The organism is Xanthomonas campestris pv. phormiicola, assembly GCA_025666215.1.
Lineage (GTDB): Bacteria > Pseudomonadota > Gammaproteobacteria > Xanthomonadales > Xanthomonadaceae > Xanthomonas_A > Xanthomonas_A campestris_A.
In genome coordinates this window covers 3450167-3476406 of the sequence record CP102593.1, presented here as the reverse complement: position 1 = coordinate 3476406, position 26240 = coordinate 3450167, and the positions used below count along the sequence as shown (strand labels likewise).

General features: G+C 64.7%; 21 protein-coding genes and 2 pseudogenes. 11 read left to right on the top strand and 12 right to left on the bottom strand.

The features are described from left to right. The first annotated feature begins 130 nt into the window (after positions 1-130). From apbC to NRY95_14390, 3 genes are all read left to right on the top strand, one after another. Positions 131-982: an iron-sulfur cluster carrier protein ApbC gene (gene apbC / locus NRY95_14400; protein ID UYC14915.1), complete on the top strand. Its 852-nt coding sequence runs from the start codon at positions 131-133 to the stop codon at positions 980-982. A 128-nt stretch (positions 983-1110) separates the two neighbouring features. Then, positions 1111-1683, top strand: coding sequence for a dCTP deaminase (dcd, locus tag NRY95_14395; GenBank protein UYC14914.1), 573 nt, complete (start codon positions 1111-1113; stop codon positions 1681-1683). 34 nt (positions 1684-1717) lie between these two features. Beyond that, positions 1718-2245, top strand: coding sequence for an RDD family protein (locus NRY95_14390; protein ID UYC14913.1), 528 nt, complete (start codon positions 1718-1720; stop codon positions 2243-2245). A gap of 98 nt (positions 2246-2343) precedes the next feature. Here NRY95_14390 and NRY95_14385 read toward each other — a convergent pair whose 3' ends face one another. From NRY95_14385 to NRY95_14375, 3 genes are read right to left on the bottom strand one after another with little or no spacing between them, the layout of a single operon-like run. Continuing rightward, positions 2344-2511 carry a DUF5668 domain-containing protein gene (locus NRY95_14385; GenBank protein ID UYC14912.1) on the bottom strand — a complete coding sequence of 56 codons (168 nt, stop codon included), beginning with the start codon at positions 2509-2511 and terminating at the stop codon, positions 2344-2346. A 28-nt stretch (positions 2512-2539) separates the two neighbouring features. After that, positions 2540-2947 (bottom strand): HIT family protein, encoded by a 408-nt coding sequence (locus NRY95_14380; protein UYC14911.1) that lies wholly within the window; start codon positions 2945-2947, stop codon positions 2540-2542. A 9-nt stretch (positions 2948-2956) separates the two neighbouring features. Then, positions 2957-3619, bottom strand: coding sequence for a dienelactone hydrolase family protein (locus NRY95_14375; protein UYC14910.1), 663 nt, complete (start codon positions 3617-3619; stop codon positions 2957-2959). Positions 3620-4211: 592 nt separating this feature from the next. Here NRY95_14375 and NRY95_14370 point away from each other — a divergent pair. The 3 genes from NRY95_14370 to NRY95_14360 all read left to right on the top strand — a co-directional run bounded on the left by NRY95_14370 (position 4212) and on the right by NRY95_14360 (position 10338). Further along, positions 4212-5483, top strand: a complete 1272-nt coding sequence (locus NRY95_14370; GenBank protein UYC14909.1) for a YiiX/YebB-like N1pC/P60 family cysteine hydrolase — start codon at positions 4212-4214, stop codon at positions 5481-5483. A gap of 938 nt (positions 5484-6421) precedes the next feature. Further along, positions 6422-8560, top strand: coding sequence for an AAA family ATPase (locus NRY95_14365; GenBank protein UYC14908.1), 2139 nt, complete (start codon positions 6422-6424; stop codon positions 8558-8560). Beyond that, positions 8560-10338, top strand: coding sequence for an ATP-dependent helicase (locus NRY95_14360; protein UYC14907.1), 1779 nt, complete (start codon positions 8560-8562; stop codon positions 10336-10338). Before NRY95_14365 ends, NRY95_14360 begins: the two co-directional genes overlap by 1 nt. A 278-nt stretch (positions 10339-10616) precedes the next feature. On the opposite strand, the gene NRY95_14355 is transcribed toward NRY95_14360, so the two are convergent. The 4 genes from NRY95_14355 to NRY95_14340 form a co-directional block, all read right to left on the bottom strand. Then, positions 10617-10934, bottom strand: a complete 318-nt coding sequence (locus NRY95_14355) for a hypothetical protein (GenBank protein ID UYC14906.1) — start codon at positions 10932-10934, stop codon at positions 10617-10619. Positions 10935-10967: 33 nt separating this feature from the next. Then, entirely contained in the window at positions 10968-13661 is a 2694-nt protein-coding gene (locus NRY95_14350; protein ID UYC14905.1) for a S8 family peptidase, read from the bottom strand. 4 nt (positions 13662-13665) lie between these two features. Then, entirely contained in the window at positions 13666-14676 is a 1011-nt protein-coding gene (locus NRY95_14345) for an ATP-binding protein (GenBank protein ID UYC14904.1), read from the bottom strand. A 122-nt stretch (positions 14677-14798) separates the two neighbouring features. Continuing rightward, positions 14799-15113: a DNA-binding transcriptional regulator gene (locus tag NRY95_14340; protein UYC14903.1), complete on the bottom strand. Its 315-nt coding sequence runs from the start codon at positions 15111-15113 to the stop codon at positions 14799-14801. A gap of 317 nt (positions 15114-15430) precedes the next feature. Between NRY95_14340 and NRY95_14335 the strand changes: the two genes are divergently transcribed. Beyond that, entirely contained in the window at positions 15431-15664 is a 234-nt protein-coding gene (locus tag NRY95_14335; GenBank protein ID UYC14902.1) for an AbrB/MazE/SpoVT family DNA-binding domain-containing protein, read from the top strand. Between the two features lie 158 nt (positions 15665-15822). Here the strand turns inward: NRY95_14335 and NRY95_14330 are convergent, their stop codons facing one another. Then, complete coding sequence (locus tag NRY95_14330) at positions 15823-16170, bottom strand: helix-turn-helix domain-containing protein (protein ID UYC14901.1); 348 nt, start codon at positions 16168-16170, stop codon at positions 15823-15825. 183 nt (positions 16171-16353) lie between these two features. Between NRY95_14330 and rimO the strand changes: the two genes are divergently transcribed. Next, the gene (rimO, locus tag NRY95_14325) at positions 16354-17778 is read left to right on the top strand and encodes a 30S ribosomal protein S12 methylthiotransferase RimO (protein ID UYC14900.1); all 1425 of its coding nucleotides are present in this window, start codon (positions 16354-16356) and stop codon (positions 17776-17778) included. A gap of 49 nt (positions 17779-17827) precedes the next feature. Here rimO and greB read toward each other — a convergent pair whose 3' ends face one another. Then, positions 17828-18334 (bottom strand): transcription elongation factor GreB, encoded by a 507-nt coding sequence (greB, locus tag NRY95_14320; GenBank protein UYC14899.1) that lies wholly within the window; start codon positions 18332-18334, stop codon positions 17828-17830. A gap of 110 nt (positions 18335-18444) precedes the next feature. Here greB and NRY95_14315 point away from each other — a divergent pair. After that, positions 18445-19900 (top strand): annotated as a pseudogene (locus tag NRY95_14315) (rhomboid family intramembrane serine protease). Positions 19901-19906: 6 nt separating this feature from the next. On the opposite strand, the gene NRY95_14310 reads toward NRY95_14315, so the two are convergent. After that, on the bottom strand, positions 19907-21187 hold the full coding sequence (locus tag NRY95_14310; protein ID UYC14898.1) for a hypothetical protein: 1281 nt from the start codon (positions 21185-21187) through the stop codon (positions 19907-19909). Positions 21188-21560: 373 nt separating this feature from the next. Here NRY95_14310 and nudK point away from each other — a divergent pair, with 373 nt between their 5' ends. Beyond that, on the top strand, positions 21561-22160 hold the full coding sequence (gene nudK, locus NRY95_14305) for a GDP-mannose pyrophosphatase NudK (GenBank protein UYC14897.1): 600 nt from the start codon (positions 21561-21563) through the stop codon (positions 22158-22160). Positions 22161-22440: 280 nt separating this feature from the next. Here the strand turns inward: nudK and NRY95_14300 are convergent, their stop codons facing one another. Further along, positions 22441-23946 (bottom strand): DUF853 domain-containing protein, encoded by a 1506-nt coding sequence (locus tag NRY95_14300; GenBank protein ID UYC14896.1) that lies wholly within the window; start codon positions 23944-23946, stop codon positions 22441-22443. A 197-nt stretch (positions 23947-24143) separates the two neighbouring features. On the opposite strand from NRY95_14300, the gene NRY95_14295 reads away from it, so the two are divergent. Beyond that, the gene (locus NRY95_14295; GenBank protein UYC14895.1) at positions 24144-25742 is read left to right on the top strand and encodes a transglycosylase SLT domain-containing protein; all 1599 of its coding nucleotides are present in this window, start codon (positions 24144-24146) and stop codon (positions 25740-25742) included. A gap of 379 nt (positions 25743-26121) precedes the next feature. Here the strand turns inward: NRY95_14295 and NRY95_14290 are convergent. Beyond that, positions 26122-26228, bottom strand: a pseudogene (locus NRY95_14290) (phosphatidylserine decarboxylase). Positions 26229-26240 lie beyond the last annotated feature (12 nt).

Below are 26240 nucleotides of genomic sequence, written 5' to 3'. Positions count from 1 at the left end.
CGCCATTGCCGCGGTCGCGCATGGCGTCCGGCCCGATACGCAAGACGCCCGCCCTGTGTCACCCTTCCTTCCTTTATCGCCAGCTGCAGCGCCCGGCGCGCAGGCCGGCATTACCTCCGCGAGTTCCCCGATGACCGACCGCCCCCGCATCTCCGCTCATGCCGTCCAGCCCAATCTCGTCCCGCTGCCGCGGATCCGCAACGTCATCGCCATCGGGTCCGGCAAGGGCGGGGTGGGCAAATCCACCACCGCGGTGAACCTGGCGTTGGCGCTGCAGCGCCAGGGCGCGCGGGTCGGGGTGCTGGATGCCGATGTCTATGGTCCCAGCGTGCCGGCCATGCTCGGCCTGAGCGGCCGCCCGGACAGTCCCGACAACAAGTCGATCGAGCCGATGCGCGCGTTCGGCATCGAGGCGATGTCGATCGGCCTGCTGGTGGACCAGGACACGCCGATGATCTGGCGCGGGCCGATGGCGACCTCGGCGCTGACCCAGCTGTTCACCGATACGCTGTGGGACGACCTGGACTACCTGCTGATCGACCTGCCGCCGGGCACCGGCGACATCCAGCTGACCCTGGCGCAGAAGATCCCGGTCGCCGGCGCGGTGATCGTCACCACGCCGCAGGACATCGCCACGCTGGATGCGAAGAAGGCGCTGAAGATGTTCGAGAAGGTCGAGGTGCCGGTGCTGGGCATCGTCGAGAACATGGCGGTGCATACCTGCACGCAGTGCGGCCATGTCGAGCACCTGTTCGGCGAGGGCGGCGGCCAGCGCATGGCGCAGCAGTACGGCGTGCCGCTGCTGGGGTCGCTGCCGCTGGCGATCGCGATCCGCGAGCAGGGCGACGCCGGCACCCCGATCGTCGCCGCGGCCCCGGACTCGGCCGCCGCGCAGGCCTATCTGGCGACCGCGCAGCGCCTGACCGAGGAACTGCGCAAGCGGCCGCGCGCCTCGATCCCGATCGCCGCCTCGCTGCTCTGAGCGGCGCCGCGGCTGCCGCGAACGCGCCGCGACCGGCTAGAATCGCCGGTCACTGCGGCGCGCTCCGGCGTCGGCCGCGCTCCCGGCGGGCAGGTTCCGGCTTGCCGCCACAGGCATCAGGAAGACGTATGAGCATCAAGAGCGACCGCTGGATCCGCCGTATGTCCGAGCAGCACGGCATGATCGCGCCCTACGAGCCGGGCCAGGTGAAGCAGGTCAACGGCGAGCGCATCGTCAGCTACGGCACCTCCAGCTACGGCTACGACGTGCGTTGCTCGCGCGAGTTCAAGGTGTTCACCAACATCAACTCGACCATCGTCGATCCCAAGCGCTTCGATCCGAAGAGCTTCGTGGACATCGAGGCCGACGAATGCATCATCCCGCCCAACAGCTTCGCCCTGGCGCGCACGGTGGAATTCTTCCGCATCCCGCGCGACACGCTGGTGGTATGCCTGGGCAAGAGCACCTATGCGCGCTGCGGCATCATCGTCAATGTGACCCCGCTGGAGCCGGAGTGGGAAGGCCACGTCACCCTGGAATTCAGCAACACCACGCCGCTGCCGGCGCGCATCTACGCCAACGAAGGCGTGGCGCAGATGCTGTTCTTCCAGTCCGATGCCGACGACGTCTGCGAGACCAGCTACAAGGACCGCGGCGGCAAGTACCAGGGCCAGACCGGCGTGACCCTGCCCAAGACCTGAGTTTCTTCCACGACACAAGCACAAGGAGCGCGCAATGAACGACCCCAATCCCTACCAGGCGCCCGAAGCCCCGCTGCCGACGGCGCCGCTGGCGCTGGACGGCGCCGATGTGCTGGCCGGCCGCGGCGAACGCCTGGGCGCGGCGCTGATCGACGGCGTCATCTCGCTGGCGACCTTCCTGCCGCTGGCCGCGGTCACCGGCTATTTCGGCAAGGTCATGGACGCGGCGCGCGGCGGCGAAGCGATGCCGTTGCTGGCCATGGCCGGTTACGTGGCGCTGGCGTTCGTCGTGTTCGTGGTGGTGCAGGGCTATCCATTGGCCAAGACCGGGCAGACCTGGGGCAAGAAGCTGCTGTGGATCCGTATCGCCGATCTGGAGGGCGGGCAACCGCCGCTGTGGCGGCTGCTCGCGCTGCGCTACCTGCCGACCCAGTTGCTGTCGCTGGTGCCGGTGGTGGGCAACTTCTACGCGCTGGTGGATGCGCTGTTCATCTTCCGCAAGGACAAGCGCTGCCTGCACGACCTGATCGCCGGCACCCAGGTGGTCAACGTTCGCCGTTGATGCGGCGTGCCGGCCGCCACGCATCGGCGGCCGGCAGCCAGGAGGATGGAGATCGCCGGATCGAACCCCCAATCCCGAATCCCCAATCCCGGCATCTCCTACTTGCCGCGCCCGAACAGCATGCCCACGCCGACCGCGACCAGGATCGCCGGCCACCAGGTGGCGATCAGTCGGCCCAGGCTGAGATTGGTCCAGCCCAGGTTGTTGGCCAGGAACACCAGGCCGATCACGATCAGCACGATGGCGGCGATCACATTGGATTTCATGGAGGCGCGGCTTCCGCTAAAAGGGCGCCTATCGTAGCCGTTGCCGCCACGCCGCAACACGGGTCTGCAGGACATCGGCGTCCAGCCGCTGCGCCGCGCCGCTGCCCCATACCGGCCCGGGCCAGGCCGCGTCGCCTTCGCGGCGCCCGATCAGATGCACGTGCAGCTGCCGCACGATGTTGCCCAGCGCGCCGAGATTGAGTTTGTGCACGCCCGGCTCGCCGCGCAGCAGCTGCGAGAGCTGGTTGATCTCGGCCAGCAGCAGGCGCTGCTGGGCGCCGTCCAGGTCGATCCACTCGCTGGCATCGGCGACGCGCGGCACCAGCAGCAGCCACGGGAAACGCGCGTCGTCCATCAACCGCACCTGCGACAGCGGGCCGTCGGCGACGAACGCGCTGTCCGCTTCCAGTTGCGGATCGAGCACGAAATCGGTCATCGCTGCGGCTCAGCGCAGGTGTTCGGCGAGGAACGCGAGGCTGCGTTCGCGCGCGCTCTCGGCGCTGTCGGCATCGTAGTGGTTCGGATCGACGTGGCGGTCGAAGCCATGCCCGGCCGGATACACGTAGGTCTGCATCTGCGGCAGTTTCTCGCGATGCTGCTGCACCGAGTCCGGCGGAATGCTGCTGTCCTGCGCGCCGAAGTGGAACAGCACCGGCGCCTTCGGGGTCTCGTCGAGGAACTGGGTGTTGCGCCCGCCGTAGTAGCTCACCGACGGCAGGCCCAGGCGCAACGCCGCCAGCAGCGCGACGCTGCCGCCCCAGCAGTAGCCGACGGTGCCGACCTTGCCGGCTGGCGCCAGCGCCTGCGCGGCGGCCTGCACGATGTCCAGCGCCTTGTCGAAGCCGAGCGCGCCGACCAGTTCCAGGCCCTGCTGCACGCCCTCCTGGTCGTAGTTCAGCTGCGCGTCCTTCTGCACCGGATCGAACAGCCCCGGGGCGAGCACTTCGTAGCCTTGCGCGGCGTAGTGGTCGGCGACCTCGCGGATGTAGGCGGTGACGCCGAAGATTTCCTGGATGAGGACCAGGCCGCCGCGTGGGGCGCCTTCCGGCACGGCGTGCCAGGCGGAGACTTGGCCGTGCGCGGTTTCGAGGGTAGTCCAGTGGCCCATGGTGCGTTCCTGTGGCGGGGGAAGGAGGCGACGATTATCCACGTCGGTGGTCAGGCGGCCGTTAACGCGGTTGGGACAGGCCGTGCCATGTATGTCGGCCTGCCGCGCCCGCCGCGCGGTCCGGCCGCGCGGCGCCTCCGGCCCGTTATAATCCGCGCGTTTTTTCTCCCAGGCCCCCCGGACCCAGGCCCTCCATGTCTCTCGCGAACCCCAAAGTCGGCTTCGTCAGCCTCGGCTGACCAAAAGCAAGCCTATCTATATCTGTTGGCGGGCCGTGCTGTCAGGGCGCTGCTGCGCATTCGGAGAGCTGAAAAGGGAGCTTGACCATCTGTGCGACGATGTTCGTGCCCCGTCTATCGGTAACCCCGCGTCTTTCGATTCCCTCCACGCGTTCGAGGCCTACTTAGTGGGGCAGGTCCCATAAACTGTGAAAGCGTCACACCCGCAGAGTTCGCGGCCGTCGTGGTCGCGGTCTGAAACGGTGAGCGGGGCACAGGTTGGCTGTGAATCGCCCCAGTCAGACAACGTCGCCGGTGAGCCCATGCTGCATTACCGGCGCCGCATCGAAGCACGAATCGAACTGTGAGCTGCTATGCCAACGTCCAAAATGAAGGCGAGAGGTTTCGATGTTGACCGTGTTCAGCTTGGCGACATCGTGCTCACAACGACCCGCAAGTTCCGGAGCCGATTGATTCAGGTGGGTGTCCGCGCAGACATTTCACACGCCATGCTCTGTGTTGGCCATGCAAGCGTTATCGATTCAACGCCGGAGGGCGTTCAGGCGCGCAATCTGGCTCGGGTTGTAATTGAGGCGGGTTGCAGTGCTTATGTCCTACGGCCCAGGAAGCCGCTGTCGGCAGACCAGTTGAATGCGGTAATCGCATACGCCCGTGGGCATGTTGGCGCGCGTTACAGCATAGGCAATGCCGTGAAGAGTTTGGGCCTTAAAGTTGCCCCAGGCCGCCGGCAGTTCTGCTCCCGATTGGTGGCTCAGGCCTATGAGTCGGCCGGGGTGTACCTGTCTCAGAATCCCGCATTCTGTACGCCGGGAGACCTTTTGAGGTGCGAGTTGTTGGCGCCTGTGCTTGATGCAGTGTTCGAGCTTTCTCCTAAGCAGGAGGCGGCTCGCAGGAAAGCGGACCCTGTGCAAGAAATGCGTGATGCCACCAATGCACTGCTCGATAGCGCTCGCAAGATTGCACCTTGCGTTGAGTCCTTGAACGACATTAATGCGCACCTGATTGAGCATCCCCAAGACGACGCTCGGATGGTCGAAGCAATTCACGCGTCTGGATACCTAGAACTATGGCGTACTCAAGTGGCCAGAACACCTTGGCACTATGACGTGGATCAACTGATAGCGCACCACGTGCCGGAGTCGGCCGCACAAGACTACTGCGCAGATGTGGTCGAGGAGGAGGTTCGAAACCCTAGTCATTACGCGCCGATGCGTGCAGCTTACATGCGCTATCACATGGCGTACCCGCTGGAATATTTCAGTTTGCAGGTTGAGCTCTACACGGCCTTGGCGAAGAACCACGCGCAGCGGCTGAGAGTTGCCATCATGCTTCTGGAGCGCAAAGGCCTGCTGACTGCTGAGTACACACCGCCAGTGCTGCCACATACCCTCAAGTGGTATCTGTCTCTCGCCGACTGGGACCCGCGGCTATCACTCAAGGTCGCTCAGGCAGTGCAAGCGGCGGGAGAGAACACGGCCATATGCACTATGTGTACGAAAGAACCTACCAGAGATTACATTGCAATTACTCCGCCGCCGGCGGGACCAGGGACATACCGTCTGTGCGATGAGTGCTACGCCAGCCACTCAACGGAAGAGCCGCTGGAGCTAATCCCCGCGAACTGATGAGCTGGTCACCGGCCGGTCTTGGCGGCTGTTCGTGATTGCTCAAACGCGATACGAAACGGTTCCGCTGGTGCTGGTGGTTTTCGCCAAGGGACCCTGCCGCAGCGTGGTGGACCTAGCGGTCGCTTTCCCGCTGCGGGCAGCGTTGCTCCCGAACATTCCCACCATTGCCGAATCGGGCTTCCAGGGCATTGAGGCGGCCGTGATCTTCGGAGTGGTGGAGCCCACAGGCACGCCCGATACCGTGGTCTTCAGGCTCAACCTAGAGATCAACCGTTCGCCCAAGCAGTCGCAGTTGCGGCAGTCGCTAATCGCCAGGAGGCAATCCCCGAATCCCTGGGCGGCACTGTGCCCGCGTTTGCTAGCCTTCTTGAGGACGAGCGGGCGAAGTGGTGGCAGGTTGTCAGGGATTCGGGTGCCTCGGTGGACTAAGCCGGCACCTCGGTTCGGCCGTCCGCGCCAGGATGCCAAGTCCCGGAAACGGGTCTAGTCGTTGTTGGAACACAGGGCGGGCTTCGACCTCGGGCGCAATCGCGAACCGCAGCTGGTGCTCGCTGGCTGCTCTTAGCCATTAGCGGCCTTCGTGGACCTCTGCTTGCAGACACTTCATCGCGTGGGAGCACCTACTGTAAGCCATCGCTGCTGTAGTGGCCGCGATCTCAGCTAGCTGCAGGCGCAAAGCGCTGAGTGCCTGCCAAGCATGTGGCGCGGCCACGTGTCGCCAGTTCATGCGCTGCTGGTCCAGCAGCATTGCCGCTCTCCGCAGTCAACGGCTGGCAAGATCGACGTCCGTCCAGACCGGGCGCTCTCGTGTGGACAACCGTTCTCCTTGCGGGTTTGCGGCAACCGTCCGCCAGGACTGGGTTCTCGCTGTCCCTGGCACGCTACGATAGCTTACAACTAGACACTAGCGCCTCAGGGAGACGAGGGCCAACGATATGCACATCTCTAAACTCACGCTGGTCAATTACCGAAACTTCAAGAACACCAGTCTGACGTTTCAGCGCGGCGTCAATACCATCATCGGAGAGAACGGCGCGGGCAAGTCCAACATTCTTCGCGCCATCCGACTGCTCCTGGACGACAACATGGTCCGCGCAGCCTATCGGCTGGAAGAGTCCGATTTCAGCCGCGCGCTGGAGCAGTGGAAGGGCCACTGGATTGTCATCAGCATAGAGTTTGAGGACCTCAGCCCGGACGAGGCGGTCCAAGCGTTGTTCTTGCACGGCACAGCCGATATCCACGCCGGGCCTATTTCCAAAGCCACCTACAACCTCATCTTCCGCCCCAAGAAGGAGATCCGGTTGAAGCTGGCGGCCCTTGATGACTTCGACTACACGGCGTTGAAGGCAATCCGGGATGGCATCACCATCGACGACTACGAGACCATCTTCACCGGCCGAAGCAGCGCTGACTTTAGTGATCCGGCCACGTATCAACGGATCGTCGGAGACTTCGACTTTTGTTCCTTCTCTGACGAAACTGAGTTCCCTGAACTTGGGGCGAAGGTGCCCGGGTTCCTGTCGGTCACTAAAGAGGTGTCACTCACCTTCATTCAGGCGCTTCGCGACGTTGTAGCCGAGTTTCACAACAACCGCACCAATCCGCTGCTCAACCTGCTCAAGAGCAAGAGCGGGGAGATCGACGCGGCCGCCCTCGTGCCCATCGTAGACAAGGTGCGCGATCTCAATGGCGCCATCGAAGAGCTCGAGGATGTGCAGTCGGTGCGAAGGCACATCCGCGAGACCATCAAGGACACTGCCGGCGAAACCTACTCCCCGACGTCGCTGTCGATCCGGTCAGACCTGCCCGAGGAAGCGGAGCAGTTGTTTCAGTCGCTGCGGCTGTTCGTCGGGGAGTCGGAGGACGGGCATGAAGGGACGATCAACGAGCTCAGCCTTGGCGGCGCTAACCTGATCTACCTTACCCTCAAACTGCTGGAGTTCAAGTACCAGCGCGAGAAGATGGCGATCGCGAACTTCCTGCTGATCGAAGAGCCCGAAGCGCATATCCATACCCATATCCAGAAGACGCTGTTTGATCGCATCGGCTACGAGGATGCGCAGGTCATCTACACGACACACTCCACGCACATCTCCGAGGTGAGCAATGTGAGTAACGTCAACATCCTGGGTCGGCGCGGCGCTTTCTGTGAGGCCTACCAACCGGCGACAGGACTGGATCCTGCCCAGGTGACGAGCATCCAGCGATACCTGGACGCGGTGCGAAGCAACCTGCTGTTTGCCAAGAGCGTGATCCTGGTAGAGGGGGACGCGGAGGAGATCCTGATCCCTGCGCTCGTGAAGAAGGTCCTGGGCCTGAGCGTGGACGAGTTGGGACTCAGCGTCATCAACATTCGAAGCACCGGGTTCAAGAACGTCGCGGTCCTGTTCCACGAGACCCGGATCCGCAAGCGGTGCGCGATCGTCACTGACCTGGACACGATCTTCTTCGACACCACGCCGAATCCGTTGGATGACGACGCCTTGGCTACTAAGAAGCGAAAGGCGATCGGCTCACAGGCGGCCGGCGCGCAACGGAAAGCCGATTTGGACGCTTTTGGCGCGGGCAACGCCTGGGTGCGGAGCTTCTACGCCACGCATACCTTCGAGGTGGATCTGGTCGGGGTGGGCAATCATGAAGCCTTCGTGAGCAGCGTCAACAAGGTCTACAAGGCGCCAGCGACGATAGCGCACGCAACGACCGACCTTCGGTCGGGCCTCATCCATCAAAGCGGTTACCGGACCTTGACGATGGCCGAGCATGAAGGCAAGGGATGGTTTGCGATCTTGCTCGCGCAAACGCTGGATCACCAAGCCGTTATGCCCGGCTACATCCGAGAAGCCGTTCTGTTCGCACATGGCTCGTTCTCGCGCCCGCTGATTATGCGAATCCTCCGGCATCGCATGAACTGCCTGTTAGGCACGGATCCTGCTGCGCGTCCGCGCTTGGCGGTCTTCAATTTTGAGGTGGAGCGTTTCGGGCGCTCGGAGATCGATCTGGCCACTCTTCGTGCGGCGGCCGTAGCGGCGTTGCCGGGCGACGTGGTCCATGTGTTCCTGGCCGGAATGAACTGATGTTTGTCTGGGATGCCACCGAGCTCAATCCCGAGCAAGCCGCCGCCGTTGAAGAACCGTCGAGCGTCTTCCTGGTCGCCTGCCCCGGCAGCGGAAAGACGCACACACTGACCTACAAGATCGCGTATGAGCTGTCCCAGCGCACGGACAAGCGCATCGTCGTGGCCATCACCTACACCCACCGGGCCGCTGACGAGATCCAGGAGCGAATCGAAGCCCTTGGCGTCGACACCTCCGCCTTGTGGATCGGAACCATTCACTCGTTCTGTCTCGAATGGATCATCAAGCCCTACGGAATCTATGTCCCGGAGCTGGCTCGTGGGTACACGGTCTTGGACCGGCACGACCGCGAAAAGATGCTCGAGCGACTGTGCGCACCGTACCGCGGCGTGACCTTGTGGGACTGCGACTATTACTTCGAAGGGGATGGTTACCGGCTGGGATGCGCCGACACGCGAAAGCACGACAGCATCCATCAGGTCCTGGCAGCCTACTTTCGAGAACTGGCGGACATGAGACGCATCGATTTCGAGTTGATCCTCTGGTACTCCCAGGTGCTGATCCGAAATCAGCCGCAAATCGCGGCGCTGCTATCGCAAGTCTTTTCCTATGTCCTCGTCGATGAGTATCAGGATACGAAGCAGATCCAGTACAACCTGGTGGGGGCCATCCTTCGGGCGGGCGCTGGCAGCACCAAGACGTTCATCGTGGGCGATCCCAACCAGGCGATCTATGGCTCGCTTGGCGGTTATGCCATTTCGGTGTCGGATTTTCGCGCGCTCACGAGCATCCCCATTCGGGAGATGGCGCTGCGATTGAACTACCGCTCAAGCGCGCGGATCATCGGGCACTTCTCCAACTTCAATGTGCATGCTACCGACATCGAGGGTGCGGGCAAGATGGTCGGCTTTCCCAGCCACATCTCCTACAACCGACTCGTTGCGCACGACGACCTTCATGATGAACTGGTCAGGCTCATTCAAAAGAGCTTAGCCGAAGGGCATGCACCCGAAGAGATTTGCGTGTTGGCGCCTTGGTGGATCTTGCTGGCGTCAACCACCCGAAAACTGGTGGCACTGCTCCCCGACCAGCAGTTCGACGGTCCGGGATTAGTACCGTTCAGCAATGATCCCGACAACTTTTGGTTCAAGCTCTCCAAGATATTGCTGACGGAGTCGTCGCCACAAATGCTGGTGCGACGCATGCGATGGGCCAGGGACGTCATTGCCGACCTGCGAGATTTCGGCGTCGACACGGCCAGGATCACGCAGCGATCGCTGCTACGGGAGTCCAACTCCCTCGCCATTACCGAAACAGACGGCTTGGCGTATCTGGACCAAGCGTTCGTCGCGTTGCTCAATCGCCTGGGGATCGAGCTGCGTGCTTTCCCCGTCCTAGTGGAGCATCGCGAGGCGTTCTTTGCGAGTTCCCAGGCGCGACTGGAGAGGCTGCAGAATTCGGGCGCCGACTACATCACCGATCTGTCGTTCTTCAAGAAAGTGTTCCGTGAACGGACCGGGATCACCGTGTCGACGATTCACGGGGTCAAGGGCGCGGAGTTTGACGTAGTCATAGCATTCGGTCTTCTCCAAGGCATGGTGCCCCACTTCAGCGATTCTGACGGTGATGTCGCAGCCAGCAAGCTGCTGTACGTGCTGGCCTCGCGCGCTCGAAAGCACTTGCACCTCATCTCGGAGGCAGGTCGCTCACGCGGAAGATATGGGAGCTACGAGCCCACCGAGGTTCTGGCTCGCTGTGAGTTCGATTACAACGGGTAGTGAGGGCTGCGCAGCTACCGCAAGAACGGTTTAGTCCTGTGTCCATTACCTACGACACCTAGCTTCGCGCCAGTGAGGTGACTGGCTCAACAGTCAGCCAACGGCTGCTATCGGGGATGCGCCTTGGCGGTACGAACGGCAGCATCGGGTCGAAAGCCGACTTACCTTGATCCGATGCGACTGGACGCTTATCTCACCCCTGGCGAGATGTCGTAGTTGAACACGACTTAGACCGTGCCCCGGGTGCTGCGGGCATCGTCAAGCGCTGCGGCGCCGTTCTAGAACGCAGTCAGTCGCCCCTCTTCAGCCGCTGGCGTCGTGGTGGTTTGAATCTCGAACACCACCGCTGGCTTATCGGGCGTGAGCGTGTAGCGCACTATGACGCTGAAGCTCGCCTCGGTGTGCGCGAAGGCTGAAGCTGCGATGGGTTTGATGCGATCGTGCAGGCGCATGAGTACGTTGCGCTCTACGTTGCGCGCACAAGCCTCGTCCGGGCTCATGTACTGGAGGTGGGTCATCTTGATGTTGGGCGCCGGAGTGCCGCGTGGTTCGGTCAGGTACATGCTCATCGCCTCGCCGCACAGTGCGGCGTCCACGTGCGTTTGCTGTGCGGGGGGCTCTAGGGATGACTAATCATCGACGCCGACCTCCAGTTCGGCCTGTGCTTCTACTTCCTCGGTCTGCGCTTGAAGTTCGGCAATAGCCGCTCGAAGCGGTTCGTAAATCGTCATTTCTCCGCCCAATATTTCAAAGGTCACTGCAAGGACATAGCGCGCCGTCGAGTCCGGGTCATGGCTCCAACCCTGGTGGCCCACTACGGCGATGCAGAAGTGGTCAGGAAGACTGTTTGAGCGTACGACGGCCCAGTCCTTCTGTACCGTTCCGCTGTTGCGCTTGAAGTCCCGGATCAGGCCATCTTGGGGTTTGTCATGAAGTACCCAGGGTAGTGTGGAGCCGGACAGCGGCGCTTCGCCGTTAATGGCGTCCTTCATTGCACGCACGCGGAAGTCATGCAATCCCTCGCCCAGCTTGCTGGCCTTCCAATCAACCCAAGTTGAGAGATAGCGTCGAAGGTTGCGGCGCGTGCGCCGCGGCTGAGCGACATAGGACAAGGTCACGTCGATACGAATATCGAATTCGTCAGCTTGATTGCGTAGTTCCGCCGGGATGGGCACCTGGTAGACATGGCATTCGCCGGCATGGATTTCGGTGTCGCCGCTTGTGATCAGGGTCGTTCGATGGTCAGTGTTGGTGGTGGCCCGCGCTTCGTCCGGAATGCCGAAGCCCAGGCAACGGAAGGCATTGGACGCTGCGGTGAACAGAATCTTTCTTTCCTCAAGCGTCATGCTCGGCGGCGGATTGCGCAAGAGCGCCAGTATTTCTTCCGCCCAGGCGGGCCACTGCGCCGATTGCACGACGAGGGCGCGATACAGGAGTGTTGGCTCGGCAGGCAAGACACGTTGCACCTGGGCGGCAATGCGTGCGACCTTGGGCGCAGCATAGGACGTGCCGGCAGTGTCACGATCAGCTGCCGGACCGGGGCCATGCAGTGTCGAGCGGATCAGGTTGGGGCAGGCGGAAGGGATGACACCGCCGACCTGAATGTCTGGCGGCGCGTTGTTAGTGCGCGCGGCGTCGCCACCGTACTCCACAACTTCGGGCTTGATGACGTTCCAGATGCCGGGGCCTGCCCGCGAGAACGCCGACGGGTCTGCGGGCCGTGTGGCGAAGGTACGCCATGCCCCTTGCTCGGCGGCGTCGTAGGCGATAGAGCCGACAGTTAAGGCCTGCAGACTCTGGCCCGGGTTGGCAATACGGGCCGCATTTTCTGCGAGGTAGGTGGGATAGTCTCGGCCAGCAGTCAGGTGGTCGGCGATGCCAAGGAATGGGGGCGTGCCTTGCAGCGGCAGGTTGCCAGCGCTTTGCACGATGAGTACATCCCGTTCATTGCACAACTGGTCGATCTCAGCCGCCCAAGACGACATATAGCGCGTGCGGCAGTAGCTGCGCGCGTTGATCGAGTGATTGAAGACGCGGGTCTGGCGCGGGCCGTCGTTGAAGCGTTCGACGACTTTGCGTAGCGCTTCAGGAGGGAACAACTCGACAGGCATCGCGTTCTGGGCGTCGAGCACGCGAGCGTTCTGAATCCAGAATGGTAACTGCGGTGCGCCGGCGACCGGCACGTCCTCGCCATATAGCACGGCGCCTGCGACGCGCGTGCCGTGGCCGCCCGGCGCGACTTCATCGGCGACCGCCGTCGTGGCTTGGCCCGGTAAAAAGCAATGGGACGCGGCTTGGTCGATGCCAGGTTGTAGCAGGAAGTGCGCCTCTTGGATGCCGCTGTCAATGACGCAGACTGCAGGCGCGTCGGCATCGGGTGCGAGCGGCGTAACTGCGGGCACCGCTTGCGCGCCTTGCTGGCCTTGGTGTTGGGGCAGCGCGATGTCTTCCGGTTCGACGACCTCGAAGATATAGGGATAGTTGAGGACGAAGTCCTTCAGCCCCTTGCCCGAGATCTTCAGCCGGACCGTGAAACTGTCCGGCAGCACGCCCGCATCGAAGTCGGCGCTGTCCATCATATGCAGGATTTCGGCTTGATAGAACTCGGTGAACTTCTGGATGGAACTCTCGCGTTCGATCTTGATGTCGTCCCACTCGTTGTACGCGCTGGTCCGCCGCTCCGACCACTCGTATTCCTTAGCCGCCCATTGGGCGTCGGTCGCACGTTTGCCACGCACTGGGCGCGGCGGAATTTCCTGCGTGCCGGAGCAGGCGATGCCAATGTCAACGATGTAGTGTTGGTCTTCGCCGATAGTGCCCCACGATGCCATCAACTGATCAGAAAGGATTCGGCCCAGCCGGTCCGTTTGGTTCGGATCGTCGAACAGCGCGTGGATTTCGGCGATGGTAGCCGAGCCGCGCACGGTGACAGCAAACCCTTGGGCCATATTGCGGAACGTCGTTAGATGAGTGTCCTCAGACGCCACGATCACATAGCCGTCCTCCTGCTCTGCAACAATCTCGAATTGGAACTTGGCACGCAGCGCGTCAAGGTCGAGGCCGGTGTCAATCTGCAACAGGATAGGAATGCCCGCCGGAATTTCCGGCAAGGTTTGGTCCGTCGCTTGGCGCTGTGCCTTGCGAGCCTGCCAGTTCGCACTGACCGAGTGGGCAGCGGCATCTAAAGTGACGCTGTGCGCTTGTCGCTGCGCCCCTTTGTTTGCTAGCGTTTGCGGTGACGGATCGCCACCTCCGCGCAAGCGCGCCTTACCTTGGTAGCGCAGGAGCAGTGGAAGGTGCTCAAAATTGTGCGCTTCCGCCATGGGTTTATGCCCTTTGTGCCGTATCGTACCGCTGCAGTTCCTCGACGGCCTTTAGCAGCTTGTCTTGCGACAAAGACTGACGATTGGCCAGCACAGTGGCTTTTGCAGCGTCCTGCGCCGCCTTCACGACCATCGCAGCCGACGATCCTTCTAGCTTGGCGATCAATGGGTCCCAGGCAATGGTTCGGTCCATCCGGACGCTCGACAGCGTCATTCTCAGCAGCCTCTCAATTTCGATCTTGCCGGGCAGGGGGATAGAGAAAACATCGTCGAAGCGCCTAAACAGCGCAGGGTCCAACGCGGACTCAAGATTCGTGGTCGCCACTAGCAGGCCAGGCGCGTCGTACTCTTCCATGAGCTGCAGCAGTGAGTTGACGATGCGAGACACTTCGCCGATATCCTTAGAGGCAGTACGTGATCGTGCAATGAAGTCGCATTCGTCGAGTAGCAGCACGCATGGTTTCTCCTTGGCGCTACTGAATATGGATCGCAGGTTCTGGGCCGATTCCCCAAAGAACGAGGAAATAAGCACGTCAAAGCGCACCTTCATCAGCGGCAAGCCTGTATTCCAGGCGAGCCGCTTAGCGCCCAACGACTTGCCACAGCCCGGCGGGCCGTAAAGCAACACAGTCTTGCGTGGCTTGAGTCCAAAGGTACGTAGCCGGTCGCGTGCTGCGAACTCGGCTTCGATGCGGGCGAAGCGCTGCTCGACAGCTTCGGGCAGCACCATGTGGTGCTCCAACTGCTCGTGAGGGATGAGCGTGGCCAGAGTCTCCCCGTGACGCCGACTTATGGGCAGCTCTTTGAGCGTGCGCTCAACGTCAGTTGGCGGAATCGGTGACGGCGGCGCACGTTTCGTCTTATGCTGCTTGAGGATGGCCTCCAACTGCTCAGCCAGCCTGACGTGACCTGTCTTGCGTTCTGCTTCGACGATCTTGCCGGCAAGCCGGTCCAAGTCAGATTGCGAGCCATCAGCAATGGCTCGTACTACTCTTTTGAGAATATCGGCATTCATGCGATATCACCTTTACTTGCGAGCCGTTGGGCGATTGGTCGCACGCCGATGGGCTGGATTTCATTTGCCACAGGCTGGTCCGCGCACTTGCAGCCTGATCGAGTGTTGCTGGAGCATCGCAGTCATGCGATGACTTGCACGCCGCGCTTTTGAACCAGATGCAGCAGCTTGAGCGCAGTTCCCGCGGGCTTTTTCTGCCCGATCTCCCATTTCTGAACGGTCGAAAGACTAGTGTTCAGTAGGCGTGCAAAAACCGCTTGGCTAACGTGTGCGTTTTCACGGATGCGCTTGATTTCGGCGGGTCCTAATGGCTCTACTTGTGGCAACCAGAGCGGGTCGATCTCGCGTAGCGTGACCTGATCCATTAGGACGGCCTTGTGCAGGCCTTTAGCCGTGTCGCGCACTGCCTCAACGATAGGTGACTTTGTCTTGCGCATCGAGATCCACTCCTATCGGCCCGGGGCAAACAACTCGTGATTTTATAGCACCTGGTGCTATAGATGCGCAAGCGGAGTTCCTTGTGACCAGAGGTGTTGCATAGCGCGTTGTCGCTGCCGCCTTCGGCCGGAAGGTTACTTGATGGGGCGCGGATGCTCATCATCGACGAGATCGGCTGTCTGCCGATGAAAGCGACCAGGTCAATCTGTTCTTCCAGGTCGTGCCGTCCCATCCTCGCACGCCAGGGGGGGGCTGGTTGCAGCGGAATGGGTAAGCGGCAGAATACACATCCGTACATATATGATGCTGATTCACTATGCGAGTCGCAAAGTGGGGTGATAGCTTGGCTATACGCCTGCCGGTTAGCTTGGTCGAGGCACTGGAATTGCGGGAGGGCGATGAGATCGAGGTTATCGTTGACGGTCCTCGACTCTTCACGGTCCGCAAGAAGCCAGAGCTGCAGGCCATGTTGGAACGGCTTCACTCCTTCCGCGGTAGGTTGCCTATGGACTTCAAGTTTGACCGGGATGAGGCCAATGGCCATGTGTAACGTGATTCGCTAGTGGGCATAGATGTTCTCGACGGCTCGGATTGTTAGCGAGCGAGAACTGACCCTGTTAGGCCCGCGAGACACGTCAAACGGGTGAGCTCGCTTGCTGGCATTGGTGGTCATAACTCCGCACGCTTTTCCAATTCGCCGCGCGGCGGCTATTTCGAGCGAGCAAGAATCCGCGCGAACACCATGAGAGTGGACTGTTCGGTAGATTGGAGGCTCCGGTAGAGACACAACAATTCGGCCTCTCGCGCATTCCGTGGTGCGACCTGCTCAAAGAGGCTACCTTCGCCCAGCAGGATGAACTCCGCAGAGCATTCCAGTGCATCAGCCATCTTGAGGAGCGTTCGCGCGGTCGGCTGGCGCGAGGCGCTTCCCACGATGTTTGAGACTGCGCCTTGCGTAATCCCGATCTTTGATGCCAACCCTTGCTGGGTGAGGCGTCGGACCACCAGTAGCCACCGAAGGCGCTCGCCGATGGTCATCTGCCGGAACTTCGCCATTGTTCTTTTGCACCCTCGCAATCTGAGCTGCTCCGGAGCGGTAGCCCATGCTATGTCAGGTGTTGTCGCCTCATTCGGTAAGATAGCGCGACCTTCGAGCTGGGTATATGTATGCCCTTGGGTATTACAGTAGAAATAAAATCAGCCACCTTCGGTGTTGGCATGGCTGAGGGGGAAAGTTAAATGAAATCAATAAATTACGTGAATCCGACGAAGGGTCGAGTACCCAAAGTAGGGTTCACGAGTCTAGGTTGCCCGAAGGCGCTGGTCGACTCCGAACGCATCCTCACCCAACTGCGCGTGGAGGGCTATGCGATCGTGCCCAGCTACGACGCGGCCGACGTGGTGGTGGTCAACACCTGCGGCTTCATCGACTCGGCGGTGGCCGAATCGATGGAGGCGATCGGCGAGGCCATGGCCGAGAACGGCAAGGTCATCGTCACCGGTTGCCTGGGCAAGCGCTCGGAGCAGATCCGTGCGGCGTACCCGGACGTGCTGGCGGTGTCCGGGCCGCAGGACTACCAGAGCGTGATGGAGGCGGTGCATGCGGCGTTGCCGCCGCGCCACGACCCGTTCGTGGACCTGCTGCCGCGCGGGCGCCACGGCGTGCGCGACGAGGACGGCGTCGGGGTCAAGCTGACCCCGCGTCACTACGCGTATCTGAAGATCTCCGAGGGCTGCAATCACCGCTGCAGTTTCTGCATCATTCCCTCGATGCGCGGCGACCTGGATTCGCGCCCGGTCGACGAGGTGCTGCGCGAGGCCGAGCGGCTGGTCAAGGGCGGTGTGCGCGAACTGCTGGTGGTGTCGCAGGACACCTCGGCCTACGGCGTGGACCTGAAATACGCCGAGCGCGAATGGCGCGGCCGCCGCTACCAGACGCGGATGAAGGCGTTGTGCGAGGGACTCTCGGAACTGGGCGTGTGGACGCGGCTGCACTACGTGTATCCGTACCCGCACGTGGACGAGGTGATCCCGCTGATGGCCGAGGGCAAGCTGCTGCCGTACCTCGATATCCCGTTCCAGCACGCCAGCCCGCGCATCCTCAGGCTGATGAAGCGGCCGGGCGCGGTCGAGCGGACCCTGGAGCGGGTGCAGCGCTGGCGCGCGCTGTGTCCGGACATCACCTTGCGCTCGACCTTCATCGTCGGTTTCCCCGGCGAGACCGAGGCCGAGTTCGAGCAATTGCTGGACTTCCTCGACGCTGCCCAGCTCGACCGGGTCGGCGCGTTCGCCTACTCGCCGGTGGAGGGCGCCAGCGCCAATGCGCTGCCCGATCCGGTGCCGGAGGCGGTCAAGCAGGAGCGGCTGGCGCGCTTCATGGCCAGGCAGGCCGACATCTCCGCGGCGCGCCTGGAGGCCAAGATCGGCAGCGTGCAGCAATGCCTGGTCGATCTGCTCGAGGACGGCATCGCGGTGGCGCGTTCGAAGGCCGATGCGCCGGAAATCGATGGCCTGGTGCACATCCAGAACGGGGCCGAGCGCGGCCTGCAGCCGGGCGATCTGGTCGACGTGGAGATCACCGACAGCGACGAGCACGACCTGTTCGGCGAGGCGTTGCCGGCGGGCGCGGCGCAGCCGCGCGCGTTGGACCTGCGGGTGCTGTGAGCGAGGCGGCCGGCCGTGCCGGCGCGCCCCGGTGTGGACGGCGCGGCGCTCAGCGCGCGGCGTAGTCCACCGACACCACCACGAAGCTGTGGCGGCCGCCGGGCAGCTGCGCCTCGATCTCGTCGTCGATGCGCTTCTTCAGCAGCGCCCGCGCCAGCGGCGAGTCGATACTGATCCAGCCGCGGCCGGCATCGGTCTCGTCCGGGCCGACGATGCGGTAGCGCAGCAGCTCGCCGCTGTCGGCGTCCTCCAGTTCGACCACGGCGCCGAAGAACACCGCCTGCGGATCGGACGGCGCGGTATCCACCACGCGCAGCGCTTCCAGACGCTTGCTCAGGTAGCGCACGCGGCGGTCGATCTCGCCCAGCTGCTTCTTGCGGTAGCTGTACTCGGCATTTTCCGAGCGGTCGCCCTCGGCCGCGGCCGCGGCCAGCGCCTTGACTACCTCCGGACGACGCACGCGCCATAGCTCTTCCAGCTCGGCCTTGAGCCGTGCGTGGCCCTCGGCGGTGATCAGGGCGGTGCTTTTCTCGGCAGGTGGGCGCCAGCGGCTCATCGGGGTAGGTACTGCGGTGGAGCGGGGGACGATGCTAGCGCGTGCGTGCGCCTTGCGCACTCGCAGGCGATCGCCGAAGCTGGCGCGGCCATCCACACGGACGTTGTTCGATGCTGATCCTGCCGTTGCACAAGCCGCTGTCGCGGGAGAATTTCCCGCTGGTCACGCTGCTGCTGGTGCTGCTCAACGCAGCGGTCTATTTCGGCTGGCAGCGCCAGGACGCGGTGCCGCTGCAACAGGCGCAACGCTACTACCTGGACTCCGGGCTCGGCGCCCATGAAGCGCCAGCTTATGCGCGCTATCTGCAGCGCAGCGGACGCAAGGACGCGCTGGCCCAGTTCGAGCGCCTGCCGGCGGCGCAGCAGGCGGAATTCGTCGGTACCGCCAGTCTCAACGACGTGCGCTTCGAGCAGGCGCTGCGCAGCGGCGAGGCGTTCGAGGATCCGGCGGCGCAGCAGGCCTGGGCGCCGTTGCGCGCCCGCTACGACGCGCTGCTGGAGCGGGTGTTCACCCTGCGCCACCTGCAGCGCAGCTCCGAATGGTCGCCGGCGCGGATGCTGTCCGCGGCGTTCCTGCATGGCGATGCGCTGCACCTGTTCGGCAACATGCTGTTCCTGGTCGTGCTCGGCACCTTGCTGGAAGGCGCGATCGGGCCGTGGCGGTTCCTGCTGGTGTACCTGCTCGGCGCGTTCGGTTCCAGCGCGGTCAGCCTGTGCTGGCGCTGGGGCGAGGCCGGTGGCGGGCTCGGCGCGTCCGGCGCCATCGCCGCGCTGATGGGCGCGTTCTGCGTGGTCTGGGGGGCGGCGGCCGGTGCGCTTCTTCTACTGGTTCGCGGTGGTGTTCGATTACGTGCGCGGGCCGGCGATCGCCTTGCTGCCGCTGTGGCTGGGCTGGGAGCTGTACAACCTGCTGGCCAACGGCGATGCCGGGATCGGCTTCGATGCGCATGCCGGCGGCCTGGTCGTCGGCGCGCTGCTCGGCGCGGCGCTGGTGGCGACGCGGCAGACCCGCGAGGCATTCATGCGCGAGGAGTCCGTGGATGCCGCGGACGAGCGCTGGGAGCGCGCGCAGCGGCACCTGGGGCGGCTGGAGAACCGCGAGGCGGCGTTGCTGCTCGACGGACTCGCCGCCGAGCAGCCGCGCCGCTTCGACGTGGCGCAGGCGCGCTACCGGGGCGCGCGCAATGCCGGCGATGCGCGTGCCGCGCAGGCGCGCGCGATCGAGCTGCTGCGCCTGCCGGCGACCACGGCGCAGGAAGCGCAGCAGCAGGCGGCGCTGCTCGGCGACTGCACTGCCGGTGCCATTGCCATGGATGCGGCGACACGTGCGCTGCTGTTCGATCGCTGGCTGGCGCTGGGCCGGCTGCACGATGTCGAAGCGCTGCTGGCGCAGGATGCCGCGGCAGTGTCGCGCGCCGAACAGGCGCAGCACTGGTTCCGGCTCGCGCTCGGCCATGGCGAGCGACAGACCCTCTCGGAGTGGCGACGCCTGTTGCTGGCGGTGATCGAGCGCTACCCGGATCTGCCGCAGGCCGACAAGGCGCGGTTCCTGCTCGCAAACGCCTGATGCGCCTCAGGCAGGCGCGATCGTCAGCGCCTTCAGGGCCGCCTGTAGCTTGCCGCGCTGCAGCTCGTCCTCGCAGCGCACGAGCGCGTCCTGCAGCAGCGTGCGCGCCTGCGCGTCGTCGCCGAAGCGTTCGGCCAGCAACAGCGCTGCACTGAGCGACCAGGTGCCGAATTCCGCCGCATTGGGCCAGGCGCGCAGCGCGGCGAGCAGGCCGTCGAGCGAGAGCTTGAATTGCCCGGCCAGCTGCGCGCGCTCGGCCAGCAGCGACGCCTGTTCCGGCAGCAGCGGGACGAAGTCGGGATCGGCGTCGAGGGCTTCGCGCAGCAGCGCCAGGGCGCGCCGCTCCTGCTTTTCCTGCAGCAGGCGATTGATGTACTGGCGGGTGTGGTCGCGGCGGTCGTCGGCGCGCCCGCCGGTGCGCAGCAGGCGTTGGTACAGCTCGTGCACCGCCAGGCCGACCGCGCGCGAGCGCACTTCGCCGCGCAGCAACTGCAGCGCCTCGGGCGCATGCCCGTCGCGCACGAACTGTTCGGCTTCGTCGAGCACGCGCTGGTCCGGATCGTGGCGGCGATACGCATCGTCGTTGCCGGCGGCCGGTTCGTAGCCCAGCACCTCGTGGTACTGGTAGACCAGATAGCCCAGCAGGTGGAAGGCGGCGAACAGGCCCCAGATCGTCACCACGGTGACCGCTAGGTCGCTGGCCAGCGGCGGCAGGTAGTGCTGCAGCCAGTTGGCGGCGCTCAGCGCGCTGGCCTGGATCACGAACAACAGGCCGAACGCGGCCAGGTACGGCCAGCCGATGCGCAGCGCCAGCCCGATCGACACCGCCGGGTTCAGCGCGCGGCGCAGGCTGCCGTCGATGGCCAGCGAGATCAGGAAGCCGGGCTGCAGCAGCACCACTGCCAGCAGCACCAGCAAGGCCGCGACCGGGCCGGCCAGCAGCAGCGTCGCGATCACCGCCGTGCCGAGCACGATCATCAGCGCCAGCAGCCGCAGCACCACCCCGTCGCCGATGTCGAAGCCGCGCTCGGGCGCATCCATGTGGCCGTCGGCGGTATGCCGCAGGATCTCGAAGGCGTATTTGTAGATCGCCAGCGTGGTGACGATGCCGATGATCCAGCCGATGCCCGGCAGCATGCCCAGCAGGCTGCACAGGGTCAGCGCGATCAGGGCGAACAGCGCGCCGCCGTGCAACGGATACAGCGCGATGGCGCGGGTGCGCGCCCAGAAAGGTACGGGTGTGCTGCGGTGCGCGCGGCCTGCGCCGGCGCGACGACGGTCTTCCATGACGCCCCCTGCGTTCGATGTGCGCCGATTGTGCGGCGGGCCGGGCGTGCGTGCAATCGGGATGCGCCCACGCGGCTTGTCTGGGCGAGACCGTGCCGGGCAGGGCGGCCTCATGTCCCTCCGCGCATCGGCGGTCGTCGGGCCGACGCGCGCGGTCGTGATGCGGGCATGGCTGCGCAGCGAAGCCGGGCAGGCCTCGGTGCAGGGAGTGCGGTGCCGCAACCGGATCGGCGTTGCGACGGGCACTGCGCGTCCTGACTGGTCTCGCCGCGACGGCGGCTAGAATGGCGCTCCACGGCGAATGCTGGCGTTCCCCGGCGGCGAACCGCTGCGGGCGCCGGCAGCGCCGCCCGCTCATCGCATGGAGTGTCGCTTGAACCCATCCGCCACAGGCAATCCACGTGTGCGTATCGAAAAGGTCGAGGTGCTGTCCGACAACTGGTACGTGCTGCGCAAGGTCACCTTCGATTTCCAGCGCAGCGACGGCAGCTGGCAGACGCTGTCGCGCGAGGCCTACGACCGCGGCAACGGCGCCACCATCCTGCTCTACAGCCGCGCCAGGCAGACGGTGCTGCTGACCCGCCAGTTCCGGTTGCCGACGCTGCTCAACGGCAATCCCGACGGCATGCTCATCGAAGCCTGCGCCGGGCTGCTCGACCAGCACGATGCGCAGACCTGCATCCGCAAGGAGACCGAAGAGGAGACCGGCTACCGCATCGAGCACGTGCGCAAGGTGTTCGAGGCGTTCATGAGCCCGGGCTCGGTCACCGAAAAACTGTATTTCTTCGTGGGCGAGTATTTCGATCGCGACAAGGTCGGCGCGGGCGGCGGCATCGCCGCCGAGGGCGAGGAGATCGAGGTGCTGGAACTGCCGCTCGACGCGGCGCTGGCGATGATCGAATCCGGCGAGATCGCCGACGGCAAGACCATCATGCTGCTGCAGTACGCCAAGCTGCATGGGGTGATGGCGTAGCGCGTTGCATGGCGTCTCTTTCTGCCCCTTGTGGGAGCGACTCCGGTCGCGACGGGCCTTTCCGGTAGAGCCTGTCGCGACTGAAGGGCACCTCTAATAACCCCAAAAAACTCGACTAAAACGCTCGCAAGTCATTGATGCGCATAGTGCCAAATTTTTAGAATCGAGGTTATTAGAGGTGCCCTGAAGTCGCTCCCACAATTGGCATTGTCCGGATCGAAGATGTTCTAGGGTGCCTGTGCCTGTGCAGCGCAAGTGGCGCGCCATCCATCCGCCACGCTCAGCGCCTGCCGCCGAAGATGCTGCCGAAGAGGCCGCGCACGATCTGCTGGCCGATGCGGTTGCCGACGGTGCGCGAGGTCTGCTTGGCCATCGTCTCCAGCATGCCCTGGCGGCGCTTGGTGCCGAACACCGCGTCCTTGACCGCCTGGCCGAAGCCGCTGTCCTGTGCGTCGTCCTGCTCGCGGGTGCGTGCCGCCGGGGCGGCGGTCTTCTCGGCGACCTGCTCGACCCGGCGCGCCAGCATCTCCGCCGCCGAGTCGCGGTTGATCGCGGTGTCGTAGCGAATGCCGACCACGCTGGCGGCACGCACCTGCGCGCGCTCGGCGTCGGAGATCGCGCCCATCCGGCAGCGCGGCGGTGCGATCAGGGTCTGCTGCACCGGCGACGGCACGCCCTTGTCCTGCAGCGTGGAGACCAGTGCCTCGCCGGTGCCGAGCTGGGAAATGGTCTTGGCCACGTCCAGCTTGGGATTGGCGACGAAGGTCTCGGCGGCGGTGCGCACCGCCTTCTGGTCGCGCGGGGTGTAGGCGCGCAGCGCGTGCTGCACGCGGTTGCCGAGCTGGCCGAGGATGTTGTCCGGCACGTCGTCGGGGAACTGCGAGCAGAAGTACACGCCCACGCCCTTGGAGCGGATCAGCCGCACCACCTGCTCGATGCGCTGCACCAGCGCCGGCGGCGCATCGTCGAACAGCAGGTGCGCCTCGTCGAACACGAACACCAGCTTGGGCTTGTCCAGGTCGCCCACTTCGGGCAATTTTTCGAACAGCTCCGACAGCAGCCACAGCAGGAAGGTCGAGTACAGGCGCGGCTTGAGCACCAGCTGCGCGGCGGCGAGGATGCCGATCACGCCGCGGCCGTCGCTGCCTACCCGCATCAGCTCGGCCAGGTCCAGCGCCGGCTCGCCGAAGAAGCCTTCGCCGCCGTCCTGCGCCAGGCGCAGCAGCGCGCGCTGGATCGCCGCCACCGACGGCGCGCTGACCAGCCCGTATTCGGTGGAGATGTCCTTGTGCTGCTCCACCACCAGCGCCAGCAGCGCGCGCAGGTCGTCCAGGTCGAGCAGCAGCAGGCCGCGGTCGTCGGCCAGCTTGAACACGATGTCGAGCACGCCGGCCTGGGTGTCGTTGAGTTCCAGGATCCGCGCCAGCAGGGTCGGCCCCATCTCGCTGACGGTGGTGCGCACCGGGTGCCCGAGCTGGCCGTACAGGTCCCAGAACACCACCGGGTTGGCGGCCGGCGCGTAGTCGGTCACGCCGATGTCCCTGGCGCGCTGCAGCACTTTCTCGCTGCCGTCGCCGGCTACTGCCAGCCCGGCCACGTCGCCCTTCACGTCGGCCATGAACACCGGCACGCCGATCCGCGAGTAGCCCTCGGCCAGGGTCATCAGGGTCACGGTCTTGCCGGTGCCGGTGGCCCCGGCGACCAGGCCGTGGCGATTGCCCAGGCGCGGCTGCAGCAGCACCGCGATGTCGTCGGTCAGGCCTTTGCCCAGCAGGATCGGGTCCATGAACAGCTCCGCGGTGAGGTGGGCGGATTCTAGGCGTTCGCGCCGGCGCCCGCTCGCCGCGAGGGCGCCGGGGCCGCGGTTCGCCTGGCCTGGGCGATGAACGAATGCCCCGCCGGCGCGGTGCCGGCGCATGCCCGACCTTGCCGCGATGTGACAGCGGCGGCTACCCTGCGGCCTTTCCGTCGTCGCGTCCCATCATGCCCTCTTCGTTCCGTATCACCCATGGATGGCCCGCCGTGGCTGCCCTGGCGCTGGCTTGCGCCGCTCCTGCCGCCCACGCCGAACGTGTCTCCGCGCGCGACAAGGCCGCCATCGAGGTTCTCGACCAGCGCCTGGCCGCGGCCGAGAAGCGCTACAACGACGCGATGGTGCTGGTCGGCAACAGCGACCCCAAGGGCACCCAGGAGAGCGATGCGGCGCTGGAGGACATCGAGGACGTGGTCGATGCCTGCATCAAGCAGCGCGGCTGCCAGGTCGGCACCTACCTGGGCGCGTACAAGCGCCTGCTCAAGGCCAAGGCCGACGCGCAGGGCGCCGCGACCGACGCCGATGCGAGCGACGATGGCGCCGCGCCGCTGCAGGCCGATCCCGACCACATCAGTCCGCTGGCCGCCAACGTGCCGGAAGCGGCGCGCGCGGCGAACCTGCTCAACGACCAGCGCCACGCCTTCGACGCGATGGTCGACTACAACCCGGCGGTGCAGGCCGGCATCCGCCGCTGGCTCACCGACATGCGTCCGTCGCTGATGAACAGCTACGAGAACTACCAGAACCTGCGCGCGATCATGTGGCCGGAATGGGAAAAGCGCGGGCTGCCGGAGGCGCTGCTGTTCGGCATCATCGCCAAGGAATCCAACGGCCGGGTGCACGCCAATTCGCGGGTCGGCGCCGCCGGGCTGATGCAGTTCATGCCCGCCACCGGGCGCCGCTTCGGGCTGGGCCCGGACGGCACCGGCTTCGACACCCGCTACGACGCGCGCAGCGCCGCCGAGGCCAGCGCGGTGTACATCAACGAGCGCATGGCCGAGCTCAACCGCAGCATCGAGCTGTCGCTGGCCGGCTACAACGGCGGCGAGGGCCGCGCCGCGCGCGTGTTCAACCAGATGCAGGGGCGCAGTTTCTGGGACGCCTCGGTGTACAACCAGTTCCCGGCCGAGACCAAGGACTACGTGCCGATGGTGATCGCCGCGGCCTGGATCTTCCTGCACCCGCAGCAGTACGGCGTGGCGTTCCCGAAGATCAATGCGCAGCCGGCCACGCTGCGCCTGGCCAAATCGACCACGATCTACGAGCTGACCATCTGCCTGGGCAGCGACGGCACCCGCGACGGCTACATGCGCGCGTTGCGCAACCTCAACCCGCGCTACGAGCCGGACGGCTGGATCCCGGCCGGCGTCACCATCAACGCCACCACCAAGATCGTCGGCCTGTACAACCGCTATTGCGTCAGCGGCCCGCGCGCCGACCTGGCGCGCGCGCTGATCACCGCCGACGTCAACGCGGCGATCCGCAGCAACACGCCCGTGGTCGCCGATCCCACCGGCAACGTGGCGGTGGGCGACGTGACGCCGGTGGCCGGCGTGCCGACCACCATCGCCACCGGGCGCCCGGCGCCGGTCAAGCCCAAGCCCAGGCAGGTGCGCAGCTACCGCGTGGCCAAGGGCGACACGCTGGGCCGCATCGCCGACCGCTACAGCTGCGATGTCAAGCAGCTGGCCAAGGCCAATGGCCTGCGCGCGCCGGGCTATGCATTGAAGCCGGGGCAATCGCTGAAGATGACCGGCTGCGACAGGTAGGCCTTCCTTCTTCCGCCGGGACCAAGGCCCCTTTTTTCGGGGGAAAGTGGCGCGTAGCGCTGGATGAGGGTGGGTGCGCAATCAATTGCTTGGGAGAGGTTTTCCACCCCTGCTATCAGGAGCGTCGCCCGCCTGGTTGCGGCGCCGTACCCTCATCCGCCCTTCGGGCACCTTCTCCCGATGGGAGAAGGGCGGTGCGCAACGCGCGGTGATGGTCCAGCCGCGCCTCACATCAAACGCGAAGCCATGATGTCCCTCTCCCATCGGGGTAGGGGTAGGGTGAGGGTACGGCAGCACCGGGAGTGCAAGGCCGCCAGGGCGCGCTGTTGCCGCCCCGATACCCGCGCGGCGTTGCAGGTAGCGCCTGTGTGCCCAGCGTTCAACCGAGCCGGACCGGCGCTTCCGCTGCCAGCGCCGGATCGAGCGTCGCTACGCCCGGCGGCAACAGCACGATCACATCACAGTGGAGCCGTAGTCGAAGCGCGCCGCGCCGCAGTA

What these genes read in the sequence shown, in the direction of transcription:
- NRY95_14390 (UYC14913.1), top strand. Translation starts at nt 1,718, where the DNA reads ATGAACGACCCCAATCCCTACCAGGCGCCCGAAGCCCCGCTGCCGACG.
- NRY95_14295 (UYC14895.1), top strand. Translation starts at nt 24,144, where the DNA reads ATGCCCTCTTCGTTCCGTATCACCCATGGATGGCCCGCCGTGGCTGCC.
- NRY95_14370 (UYC14909.1), top strand. Translation starts at nt 4,212, where the DNA reads ATGCCAACGTCCAAAATGAAGGCGAGAGGTTTCGATGTTGACCGTGTT.
- NRY95_14310 (UYC14898.1), bottom strand. Translation starts at nt 21,187, where the DNA reads ATGGAAGACCGTCGTCGCGCCGGCGCAGGCCGCGCGCACCGCAGCACA.
- NRY95_14300 (UYC14896.1), bottom strand. Translation starts at nt 23,946, where the DNA reads ATGGACCCGATCCTGCTGGGCAAAGGCCTGACCGACGACATCGCGGTG.
- NRY95_14380 (UYC14911.1), bottom strand. Translation starts at nt 2,947, where the DNA reads ATGACCGATTTCGTGCTCGATCCGCAACTGGAAGCGGACAGCGCGTTC.
- NRY95_14340 (UYC14903.1), bottom strand. Translation starts at nt 15,113, where the DNA reads ATGCGCAAGACAAAGTCACCTATCGTTGAGGCAGTGCGCGACACGGCT.
- NRY95_14360 (UYC14907.1), top strand. Translation starts at nt 8,560, where the DNA reads ATGTTTGTCTGGGATGCCACCGAGCTCAATCCCGAGCAAGCCGCCGCC.
- NRY95_14345 (UYC14904.1), bottom strand. Translation starts at nt 14,676, where the DNA reads ATGAATGCCGATATTCTCAAAAGAGTAGTACGAGCCATTGCTGATGGC.
- apbC (UYC14915.1), top strand. Translation starts at nt 131, where the DNA reads ATGACCGACCGCCCCCGCATCTCCGCTCATGCCGTCCAGCCCAATCTC.
- dcd (UYC14914.1), top strand. Translation starts at nt 1,111, where the DNA reads ATGAGCATCAAGAGCGACCGCTGGATCCGCCGTATGTCCGAGCAGCAC.
- rimO (UYC14900.1), top strand. Translation starts at nt 16,354, where the DNA reads ATGAAATCAATAAATTACGTGAATCCGACGAAGGGTCGAGTACCCAAA.
- NRY95_14330 (UYC14901.1), bottom strand. Translation starts at nt 16,170, where the DNA reads ATGGCGAAGTTCCGGCAGATGACCATCGGCGAGCGCCTTCGGTGGCTA.
- NRY95_14350 (UYC14905.1), bottom strand. Translation starts at nt 13,661, where the DNA reads ATGGCGGAAGCGCACAATTTTGAGCACCTTCCACTGCTCCTGCGCTAC.
- NRY95_14375 (UYC14910.1), bottom strand. Translation starts at nt 3,619, where the DNA reads ATGGGCCACTGGACTACCCTCGAAACCGCGCACGGCCAAGTCTCCGCC.
- greB (UYC14899.1), bottom strand. Translation starts at nt 18,334, where the DNA reads ATGAGCCGCTGGCGCCCACCTGCCGAGAAAAGCACCGCCCTGATCACC.
- NRY95_14365 (UYC14908.1), top strand. Translation starts at nt 6,422, where the DNA reads ATGCACATCTCTAAACTCACGCTGGTCAATTACCGAAACTTCAAGAAC.
- NRY95_14385 (UYC14912.1), bottom strand. Translation starts at nt 2,511, where the DNA reads ATGAAATCCAATGTGATCGCCGCCATCGTGCTGATCGTGATCGGCCTG.
- NRY95_14335 (UYC14902.1), top strand. Translation starts at nt 15,431, where the DNA reads ATGCGAGTCGCAAAGTGGGGTGATAGCTTGGCTATACGCCTGCCGGTT.